The following is a 6,926-nucleotide window of genomic DNA, read 5'->3' as shown; positions in this document are numbered from 1 at the left end:
GGCGCAGGCTGAAGGCGGCCCCGCGCTGGCGCGGCTGCGCGACTGGCTGCAGGCCGACGCGGCGGCGGCGTGAACGCGGGCGGCTGAACAGGCGCGAACGACGCCGCGCCGGCAGCGGCGCCCAGGCATGCCGCCGGCGCGAATCTATACTGCGAACCTCATCAACTCCCACACCGCTTCCATGGCCCCCGCCCCCGTCCTGATCGAACGCGCCTCCGAACAACACGCCGCGGGCATCACCGCGCTACATGGCGATCCGGACGTCGCGCGCCAGGTCCTGCAACTGCCCTACCCGTCGCTGGAACGATGGCGCAAGCGCGTGGAACAGGACAGCGAACGGCGCGTCGGCCTGGTCGCCACGGTGCAGGGAGAGGTGGCTGGATACGCCAGCCTGGAACAATTCGAACGCGTCCGGCGCAGCCATTGCGGCAGCGTCGGCATCGCGGTCGCGAAGGGCTGGCACGGCCAGGGCATCGGCAGCCGCCTGCTCGGCGCGCTGCTCGACGTGGCCGACAACTGGATGAACCTGCGCCGGGTGGAACTGATGGTCTATACCGACAACGAACCCGCCATCGCCCTGTACCGCAAGCACGGCTTCGAGGTCGAGGGCGAACTGCGCGACTACGCGGTGCGCGACGGCCGCCATGTCAACGCCTATGCCATGGCCAGGTTGCGCGACGCCGGTCCGCGTTGAATCCCGGGCGCGCCTGCCCTCGCGCCAGGCCTGGCGCTAACGCCCCGTGAACCAGCCCACGCCCGCCCAGCCCGGCGCCAGCAGCGCCGCCGCCCACAGGAACGCCGAAGCCCAGTTGGCGGCCTGGAACGGCCCGCGCCGCATCTCGAAGATGCCGGCCAGCGTCGGCACCGTGGCGCGCAAGGGTCCGAAGAAACGGCACAGCACGATGCTCAGCACGCCCCAGCGCTTGATGAAGGCCGCCGCGCGCAGCACCTGGCGCGGCCGGCGCCGCAGTGGCGCCCATTGCAGCAACGCCGGCCCGACCTTCACGCCCAGCGCATAGGCGACCCAGTCGCCCAGCGCGGCGCCGATCGCGATGGCCAGCCAGACCGGCGCGAACTGCCCCGCGCCCGCGCCCAGCACGGCCCCGATCGACAGCAGCAGCGCCGTGCCCGGCACGAACAGCGCCACCAGCGGCAACGACTTCACGAAGGCGAAAGCAAAGCCGAGGGCCGGCAGCCATTGCTCGTGGGCGCGAGCAAAGCCCAGGATCTGGTCGATGAGGTTGCCGAAGAAATCGGGCATCGTGGAACGGGAGCGCGGCAGGTCCGGAAAAGCGCCCACCTTAGCACGCAGGCTCGGGCGGCAACCCGGCCGGCGCGCCGGCCTTGGCGCGCCCCGCGTCGAACAGGCGCCGTACCCGCTCGCGCTCCTGCGCCGATTGGCCGAAACAGACGTGGCAGCCCAGGTACAACAGCAGGTTGACGCCCAGCGCCAGCACGCCCGAGGTCAGGCTGCCCAGCCCCGGCATGTCGTCGGGATAGAACCAGGTCAGCACCGCCGCCAGCGTGAAGCCGCAGCCCATCGACAGCAATGCGCCGATGCGGTTGCCGCCGCGCCAGAACATGCCCAGAAACAGCGGCACCGCCAGCTGCACGATGCCCTGGTAGGACATCTGCGCCAGCAGCTGCAGGCGCGGGAAGTCATAGGTCAGGAAGGCCACCACCGAGGCGCCCATCATGAACACCGCCATCGAGGCCTTGGCGATGATGGTCATCTGCCGGTCCGTGCGCGGCGACACCACCTGCACGATGTCATTGGCGATCTGTGCCCCGCAGACCTGCACGCAGCCGTCCACCCAGCCCATGCTGGCGGCCAGCACGATGACGATGGCCAGGCCCAGCATCCATTCACCGCCGACGTGGTACAGCAGCGTGAACCAGCCGTCCTGCGGCTTGGCGCTGACCACGTCCAGGCCGCTGGCGGCCAGCGCCACCAGCGTCAGCAACGCGTAAAAGCCGCCGGCCACGATCATGGTCTGCACCGTGCCCTTCTTCACCGCGCCCACGCCGCTGGCGGTGTAGATGCGCTGGTAGCTGGTCGGCCAGCACAGCGAGCCGATCACGCCCGTCAGGATCAGGCTGGACACGTACCAGATGCCGTACTGGCCGCCCTGCCCCGGCAGGCGCAGCAGCTCGGACGGCAGCGTCGCGAGATTCGCGTAGGACGCCTCGCGGCTGAACCAGAGCAGGCCCAGGCACAGCAGCGCGCTGCCGCCATAGGCCACGATGCCCTGCGCCAGGTCGGTGATGACCAGGCCGCGCATGCCCATCTGCACCGTCCATATCTGCCGCACGCCGATCAGGGCCACGCCCGCGATCAGGCTGGCGCCCACGCTCCAGGTGCCGAAGCTGGCGAAATGGAACAGCACGGCCATGGCCTGGATGCCCAGGACCAGCCAGGGAAACAGGCAAATGATGCCGATCAGGCTGGCGATCACGCGCACCGCCTTGGAATCGAAGCGCATGCCCAGCATGTCGCACTGGGTGCGCAGGTCGAAGCGCTTGCCCCAGACCCAGGCCCGTTCGGCCATCAGGTACATGGCGGTCACGCCCAGCAGCGAGTAGGCCAGCGCGTACAGGCCCAGCACACCTGCGCCGGCGCTCAGGCCGAAGAAGGCCGTGTAGGTGGCGCCGGGCCACCACGAATTGGTGTACGACATGGCGATGAACCAGGCGGAAAAGGAGCGGCCGCCCACCGCGTAGTCGGTGAAGGTGCCGCTGCTGCGCTTGGTGGCATAGAGGATCACGACGATCAACGCCGTGAATCCGAACAGCATGCCGAAGGTGATCAGGGGGGATCCGTTCATGGCGTTCTCTCAGGAATTTTCGTTGTCCAGCTCGTCGCCGAACTCGCCGCGCAGGCGCTCCACGCGCATCAGCAAGGCAATGCCGGCCACCAGCAGCACGGCGTCGATCAGCCAGTACGCGATCGCCAGCGGCATGCCCAGCACCAGCGCGCGCTGGCCGCCCGCGGCCAGGTAGAACGGCGGGAACACCGCCAGCAGCAGGCAGCCTCCCAGCCACAGGCCGACGATGGCGGACTTGGCCCGCGCCGGCAGTTTGATGATCAGGTCTTTCATGGGGGCCTCCGGCGCGCCGGCTGCGCCGCCCGCGGGACGGTCCCGGGGCGGCGCGATGGGAAGGAAAGTGGAAGGGCCGGGTCGGGGCTAGAACGGCTCGGGATCCAGGAAGCGGTTCATGACGTTGCGCATGATCCGGGACACGTTGTTGTCGTAGCCGTTGTGCGACAGGCTGCCGGCCCAGGCGATGGACCCGGTCGAGAACACCGCCCCGCCGGCGGCGGTCTCGTAGAAGACCAGGTCCGCCTTCACCAGCGGACTGACGGTGCCGCCGGTGCCCGGGTAGTTGATGAGGATTTCCTCGGCCACCACCTGGTAGATGTCGGAATGGCCGGTCGAGGACGCCAGCACCAGCGTGTTCGGCGGGCTGCCCAGCAGGCGGTCGACATGGTCCAGCTCCAGCCCGGCCGCGCCGTTGCCGACCAGCCCGAAGTCGCCGATGCGCTCGTCGTCCGCGATGCCCTCGAAGATGAAGCGGGCGCGCGGATCGAAGCTGCCTTCCACGCGCAGGTAGTACGAGGAATCGTCGAAGCCCTGGGCGATGAAGCCGTTGCCGGCGATCATCTGCGGCGGCCGGCCCTGGCGCCGCCAGAGCCCGCCGTACTCGCCGGTGAAGCTGTGGTAGTACTCGCCCGGCTCTGCCGCCCAGGCGCGGGTGCCGTCCTCGTTGCGGCGCACCTCCATCACGCCCGGCACCGAGGGATTGAAGGCCACCCGCCAGTACCAGGTATTTCCGCCCATGGAAATGATGCGCCCGCCCCGGCCGCGAAAGGCGTCCACCGCGTCCCACATTTCCTTGGACCAGTACTCGGAATGGCTGCTGGTAACCAGCACGTCGTAGTCGCCCAGCGCCGCCTCGCCCTGGTAGTGCAGGTCTTCGTCCGACAGGCAGTCGTAGCCGTAGCCCGCTGCCTCCAGCCAGTCCGTCACATGCGTGTCGGCGTTAAACTGCCACAGCGCGGAACCGCGCCCGCCCAGCCAGGAACGGTACTTCGGCCGCATGTTCAGGATGGGCCGCAGCCGCGAGGTGTAGCACACGCCCGCGCCATCGCTGTGCACGTCGTAACAGGAGTTGCCGTATTCGCGGTGTTCGCTGAGGAACAGATCGTTCTTGCGCAGCACCGCCACCTGGTCGGTCAGCAGCTGCGCCAGCGGCGCGTCGGTGGGCATGTGCTCGTTGGCATAGGCCATGTAGCTGGCGGTGGGCACCAGGTAGGCGATCCGGTTGCCGCTCTGGCCAGGCGTGGCGCGGACCACGAAGGGGATGAACTCCTCGTCGTCGCCGCAGCGCAGATGGGCCGCGTACAGGCCAGACCGCAGCGATGGCGGCACGGTCAGCGAGAAATCAGTTTCCCAGCCGGCGTCGTGGACGCTGTCGTCGTGGAAGTGCATCGCCCCGTACTGCTGCGGGGCATGGCGCCAGTTCATTTCCTCGCCGGTCCAGTTGGCGCCCTTCATCGCGCGCACCGGCAGGTTGAACGTGCGGCCGTGCAGCTGGTTGCCGCTGATGTCCTCGATCGACTCGGATTCCATCCGGCGCGAGAAATCCCACACCCCCACCACGCCGGCCGTGCGCATGCCCTGGTACGACGGATCTTCCAGCGCGCGGATCCCTGCCTCGTCCAGCGCGCGGGCGCTCAGCCGGGGACGGTCGATCTTGCCGTTCATCAGCGCCGTGCCGACGACGCGGCCGCCATCCGGCGCGGGCGTCGCGGCGAAGGCCAACAGAGTCTGCCCGTCCAGCGCCGGCGCCGTCCGCCGCTGTTGTACGCGGGAGCGGTCGTCGACGCGGGCATAGACGCGGTGCGGCACCTGATGCAAGGTGAGCACGCCCTCTTCCGCGTCGATTGCCAAGGCCACCGAATACCACTCGCGCGCCAGCATGGGCTTGCCGCTGGCCAGGGTCTCGGTCCGCCCGCCGTCGGCCAGCACCGCCTCCAGCTCGCCTTGGGCATTGATGTCCAGCCGCACCCCCTGGCCGGTATCCGGATTCCACAGGCTCATGATGGTCTGCGCCCGGCCGCCGGGCCGGGTGGGCCAGACCATGGCCTGCAGCGTCATCGAGCGCAGCCGCGCGAAATGGCGGTTGCCGTCGACGCAGGCCCAGGAGCCGCAGTAGATCCGCTGTTCCCGTCCGTCATGGCGCCCCTCGATGCCGCTGGGCACATGCTCTTCCTTGTAGCCGGGCCCCGCCGGATTCATGTCGCCGTGGATGATGCGCACGAGCCGCGCCTCATACGGCCGGGCGGGCCGCGCGCTCACCTTGAAGGCGATCGTCTCGCCGCCCGCCACGCTGATCTTGTCGCTATAGCCGGTAATGCTGCTGTTCATTGCCTGTCTCCCATGCTTGCGCTCATTGCCGGCGCCGTCAGTCTTGCAGCGCCTGCCCGAAGTGCTGTTCCCAGCGGGCCTTGAAGACGAACCACTCGGCGTCCTCGATGCGGTCGAAGACCGCGCCCGCGATGAGTTCGACGGGATCGTCGCGCGTCGCGCCGAGCCTGGCGGCCTGCCAGGGGCCGTAGTGCGACAGTTCGACCAGCACGTGCTTGTGCGCCACGGCCACGCCGCGAAAGCGTTCCAGCAGGCGCTTGAGCGGCTCGCTGTGCGGGCCGCAGGGCCGGGCGCGGAATTCCTCGGCCAGCCCGGGATCGGAGTGCGGTGTCATCGTGTTCCCCTTGGGTTGAAATCGCTTGCGGCCAAGATATCAACCCCCGCCCGGCGGGAATGTCGTGGGAGTGCACGGTTTGTTTGTCCGGCGGCGGGCGGACCGCCGGGCATCACTGCGTGTCAGGAGACGGCGGGCGCGGCCCCGCGCTGGCGCAGCTCGCCGGCGGTACAGCCAAAGCGCTGCCTGAACGCATAACAGAAGTGGGAGAAATTGCTGAACCCGGCGCGGTACATCACTTCCTTGATCGTCAGGTGGTTCAGGCGGGCGTCGGCCAGCATCTCGTAGGCCTGCTGCAGGTGCGCCTCGCGCAGCTGCTCGCCGAAACTGGTGGCGTGCCGCGCCAGGATGCGGTGCACGTACCCCGGCGAGATGCGCAGCTGCTGCGCCACCTGCGCGGCATTCAGCGGCGTCTCTGCGTCGCAGCCCCGGATCCGGCTGACGATCTCCCGGTACAGCCAGTCCGTCCCGCGCCGGCCGCCTTCCGCCGCGCCGGCCTCGTCGCCTTCGTCCTCCTCGCCGCGCAGCAGGATCGCCACCAGCCGCGCCACCTCGGAGGCCAGCGCCGGCCCGAGCCGCTGGCGCGACGCGTCGTTCAGCCGCCACGCCGACTGCGCGAAGCCACGGACCACGCCGGCGAATTCGCCGGGGCCGCGCGGCGCCCGGGCGCAATGCGTCCAGGCGCGCGGATACTCGCTTTCCAGCGCCTGGGCGGGGATGCGGATGGTGGTGTTGCGGAAATTGTCGGCGCAGGACAGCTCGTAGTATTCGCTGCTGCGCACCATGACATAGCCGCCGGCCTGCACATAGCCGTTGCGCCCCTGGTGCTCGAAGTACAGCGGCCCGGTCTCGGGAAAGACCAGCACGTAGCTGTCATCGCCGTCGCTGGCGATATGGGCCCGGGTCCGCAGCACGCGCTGCCGGTCGGAGTCGAAGCGCGTCAGGCTGACCCGGCCCAGCGCCTGTTCGGCCAGCTTGCCGCGGATGCCATGCTTGCGGTCGCCCACGATATCGACGCGGTAGTACACGTCGCCCATGATCTGCTGCCACTTCAGCAATTGGCGCGACGAATCCACGCCTATCGTGCTGTGCACGTGAGCCATGATGCTTCCCCTGTATGGTTTTATGGAACCGCGACTGCGCGCTGCGGCCCGGACCTGCGC

Annotated in this window: 7 protein-coding genes; 1 reads left to right on the top strand and 6 read right to left on the bottom strand. The window is 69.2% G+C overall.

What is annotated here, in order from left to right; translation table 11 throughout:
• The first annotated feature begins 181 nt into the window (after positions 1-181).
• The gene (locus AC6LJ9_RS30015) at positions 182-694 is read left to right on the top strand and encodes a GNAT family N-acetyltransferase (protein ID WP_498150369.1); all 513 of its coding nucleotides are present in this window, start codon (positions 182-184) and stop codon (positions 692-694) included.
• A 36-nt stretch (positions 695-730) separates the two neighbouring features.
• On the opposite strand, the gene AC6LJ9_RS30010 is transcribed toward AC6LJ9_RS30015, so the two are convergent.
• The 6 genes from AC6LJ9_RS30010 to AC6LJ9_RS29985 form a co-directional block, all read right to left on the bottom strand.
• The gene (locus tag AC6LJ9_RS30010; RefSeq protein WP_498150368.1) at positions 731-1,261 is read right to left on the bottom strand and encodes a DedA family protein; all 531 of its coding nucleotides are present in this window, start codon (positions 1,259-1,261) and stop codon (positions 731-733) included.
• 40 nt (positions 1,262-1,301) lie between these two features.
• Positions 1,302-2,825 (bottom strand): sodium:solute symporter family protein, encoded by a 1,524-nt coding sequence (locus AC6LJ9_RS30005; RefSeq protein ID WP_498150367.1) that lies wholly within the window; start codon positions 2,823-2,825, stop codon positions 1,302-1,304.
• Between the two features lie 9 nt (positions 2,826-2,834).
• Entirely contained in the window at positions 2,835-3,098 is a 264-nt protein-coding gene (locus AC6LJ9_RS30000; RefSeq protein ID WP_212317360.1) for a hypothetical protein, read from the bottom strand.
• Between the two features lie 87 nt (positions 3,099-3,185).
• Positions 3,186-5,429 (bottom strand): N,N-dimethylformamidase beta subunit family domain-containing protein, encoded by a 2,244-nt coding sequence (locus AC6LJ9_RS29995; RefSeq protein WP_498150366.1) that lies wholly within the window; start codon positions 5,427-5,429, stop codon positions 3,186-3,188.
• 37 nt (positions 5,430-5,466) lie between these two features.
• A complete protein-coding gene (locus tag AC6LJ9_RS29990) occupies positions 5,467-5,763 on the bottom strand; it encodes a N,N-dimethylformamidase alpha subunit family protein (protein ID WP_212317364.1) in 297 nt (98 codons plus the stop codon).
• A 122-nt stretch (positions 5,764-5,885) separates the two neighbouring features.
• Entirely contained in the window at positions 5,886-6,866 is a 981-nt protein-coding gene (locus AC6LJ9_RS29985; protein ID WP_498150365.1) for an AraC family transcriptional regulator, read from the bottom strand.
• Positions 6,867-6,926: the final 60 nt, after the last annotated feature.

The organism is Achromobacter sp. 1011811831 (assembly GCF_059760905.1).
Note: the sequence above shows the minus strand (reverse complement) of the source record. Positions and strands in the feature narration are given on the sequence as shown.